Source organism: Bradyrhizobium sp. MOS001, from assembly GCF_004634465.1.
GTDB lineage: Bacteria > Pseudomonadota > Alphaproteobacteria > Rhizobiales > Xanthobacteraceae > Bradyrhizobium > Bradyrhizobium barranii.
On record NZ_SPVJ01000137.1, the window covers coordinates 1 to 2,476 of the forward strand.

Annotated in this window: 3 protein-coding genes; all 3 read right to left on the bottom strand. The window is 64.1% G+C overall.

Features of this window, described 5'->3' with window-relative positions; all coding sequences use genetic code 11:
- Positions 1-13: 13 nt before the first annotated feature.
- Positions 14-1,492 carry an IS66 family transposase gene (locus CT676_RS43415; RefSeq protein WP_135217330.1) on the bottom strand — a complete coding sequence of 493 codons (1,479 nt, stop codon included), beginning with the start codon at positions 1,490-1,492 and terminating at the stop codon, positions 14-16.
- A gap of 122 nt (positions 1,493-1,614) precedes the next feature.
- Complete coding sequence (gene tnpB, locus CT676_RS43420) at positions 1,615-1,971, bottom strand: IS66 family insertion sequence element accessory protein TnpB (RefSeq protein ID WP_135179688.1); 357 nt, start codon at positions 1,969-1,971, stop codon at positions 1,615-1,617.
- Positions 1,968-2,396, bottom strand: coding sequence for a transposase (locus CT676_RS43425; protein WP_135179689.1), 429 nt, complete (start codon positions 2,394-2,396; stop codon positions 1,968-1,970). Before CT676_RS43425 ends, tnpB begins: the two co-directional genes overlap by 4 nt.
- Positions 2,397-2,476 lie beyond the last annotated feature (80 nt).

The window sequence follows — 2,476 nt, forward strand, 5'->3', positions numbered from 1 at the left end:
GTAAGCGTCGTTCTCAGGCCACGGCTTTGAGGTCGTGACGGCAATAGGCCCACGGAAGCAGCTCATCGATGTTGCTGTTTGGATGGCCGTTGACGATCCTGGTGAGGGCATCGGTCAGATAGGCAAGCGGATCGACATCGTTCAGCTTACAGGTTTCGATCAGGGAAGCGATGATGGCCCAGTGCTCGGCGCCGCCGTCGGAGCCTGCGAACAGCGCATTCTTCCGGTTGAGCGTGATCGGGCGGATTGATCGCTCGACCGCGTTGTTGTCGAGCTCGATACGGCCATCTTCGATGAAGCGCGTCAGGCCTTCCCAGCGTGAGAGCGCATAGCGGATGGCGTCGGCTAGCTTGCCCTTTTGGCTGATCAAAGCGAGCTTTGCGCGGAGCCACCGTTCGAAGGCTTCCGCCAGCGGCCGACCCTTCTGCTGCCGGACGAGGCGGCGCTCCTCGGCGCTGCGGCCACGGATGTCCTTCTCGATCGCGTAGAACTCGGCGATGTGCTGAAGCGCTTCGCTTGCGATGGGCGCGGGACCGGGTGTGGCAAGTTCGTAGAAGTTACGCCGCATATGCGACCAGCAGAATGCAAGCTGAACCTCGCCACGCTCGGCGAGCTTGCCATAGCCGGCATAGCCATCGACCTGCAGGATCCCCTTGAAGCCTGCAAGATGGGCGATCGGTCGGTCGGCTTTGCGATCGGGCGCATAGACATAGGCGACGCCCGGCGGATCGGCGCCGCCCCATGGTCGGTCGTCCGCCGCATAGGCCCAGAGCTGACCGGTCTTGGTGCGCCCGCGGCCGGGATCGAGCACCGGCATCGTCGTTTCATCGGCAAACAGCTTTGGCCGTTGTCTGAGCTTGCCAAGGAGGCGCTCATGCAACGGACGCAGGTGGAAGGCAGCTTGTCCCACCCAGTCCGCCAACGTCGAACGATCGAGCTCAATGCTCTGGCGGGCGTAAATCTGGGCCTGCCGGTAGAGCGGCAGGTGATCGGCATATTTGGAGACCAGGACCTGGGCGACGGTGGCCTCGGTCGGTAATCCGCCCTCGATCAGCCGGGCCGGGGCCGGCGCCTGCATGATGCCGTCCTCGCAAGCCCGGCAGGCGTATTTGGGACGCCGGGTCACGAGGATCCGGAACTGCGCCGGGACCAGGTCCAGCCGCTCGCTCCGATCCTCGCCGATCCGGTGCAACTCGCCCTGGCAACAGGGACAGGTCTTGTCCTCGATGTCGACGACGACCTCGATCCGCGGCAGGTGCGTCGGCAAGGCACCACGGTTGCCGCGGCGCTTGCGAGCCCGCGCCTCACGGCCTTCAGGTGCGCTCACGTCCTGCGCCGTCTCGCTGTACGCTGCCACTTGCTCGACGTCTTCCAGGCCCAGCAGCATCTGATCTTCAGGCAGCGTCTCTGCCCGCCGGCCAAACCGATGCCGCTGCAATTCCTTGATGATCTGACGCAGCCGCTCGCTCTCGCACCGCTCGGCGAGCAGCATCGCTTTCAGCGTCTCGGGATCGTCAGGCAGGGCGTCGCTCACACCCAATTCAGAGCATATTCGCCGCCATCTGGCGACACGTCCGACGCTCCTGATTCACTTCGCCGCAGCGCCGCCAACAGCTATCCGGCCTGCGTTGGCTTCGACGTTTCCCGTGCCTCGTGCACAAGCCGCCAGTCGAGCCCCTCCAGCAGCGCCGACAATTGCGCCGCCGACAGACGCATCACACCGTCCTCGATCTTCGGCCAGCGGAAGATTCCATCCTCGAGCCTCTTGGCGAACAGACACAAACCCGTTCCGTCCCAGAACACCAGCTTGATCCGGTCCGCCCTCTTGGCCCTGAACACATAGACAGCTCCTGAGAATGGGTCAGCCCCCATACTCTCGCGCACCAGGGTAGCAAGCCCCTCCATTCCCTTGCGGAAGTCTACCGGTTTGGTCGCCACCATCACCCGGACCGCACCCGACGGACCGATCACCGGCTCGCCTTCAGCGCCTGGACGATCGACGCAATCATCGTTGGGTCCGCACCACGACCGGCCCGGATCGTGATGCCGTCGACTTCGATCTCGATGATCCCGCTATCTGCCTTGCGCACCACTTTACGCTCCTGGTGAGCTGCCGGCGCCGGTACCACGGCCTCCACCACCGCTGGCACAAACTGGACTTTGTCCGCTTCGGAATGACCGCCTGCTGCTTCTCGCAACTGGCGGCGCCAACCAAACAACTGCTGCGGCGACAATCCATGCCGTCGGGCCACGGAACACACCGAGTCGCCACTCGCCACGATCTCGGCGACGATCCGCGCCTTGTCGTCGTCGCTCCACTTCCGCCGACGACCGGCTCCGGTGAAGACCTCAAGCCGCCGCACCGGCTCCGCGATAGCACTATGCACTGTGTCCATTCTAAGCCTAACGGTCCGAACAAACCGCAGACTCGCAGATCACCCCGTCATCCGGTAGGTGGCCGCTGAACAGCGCTTAC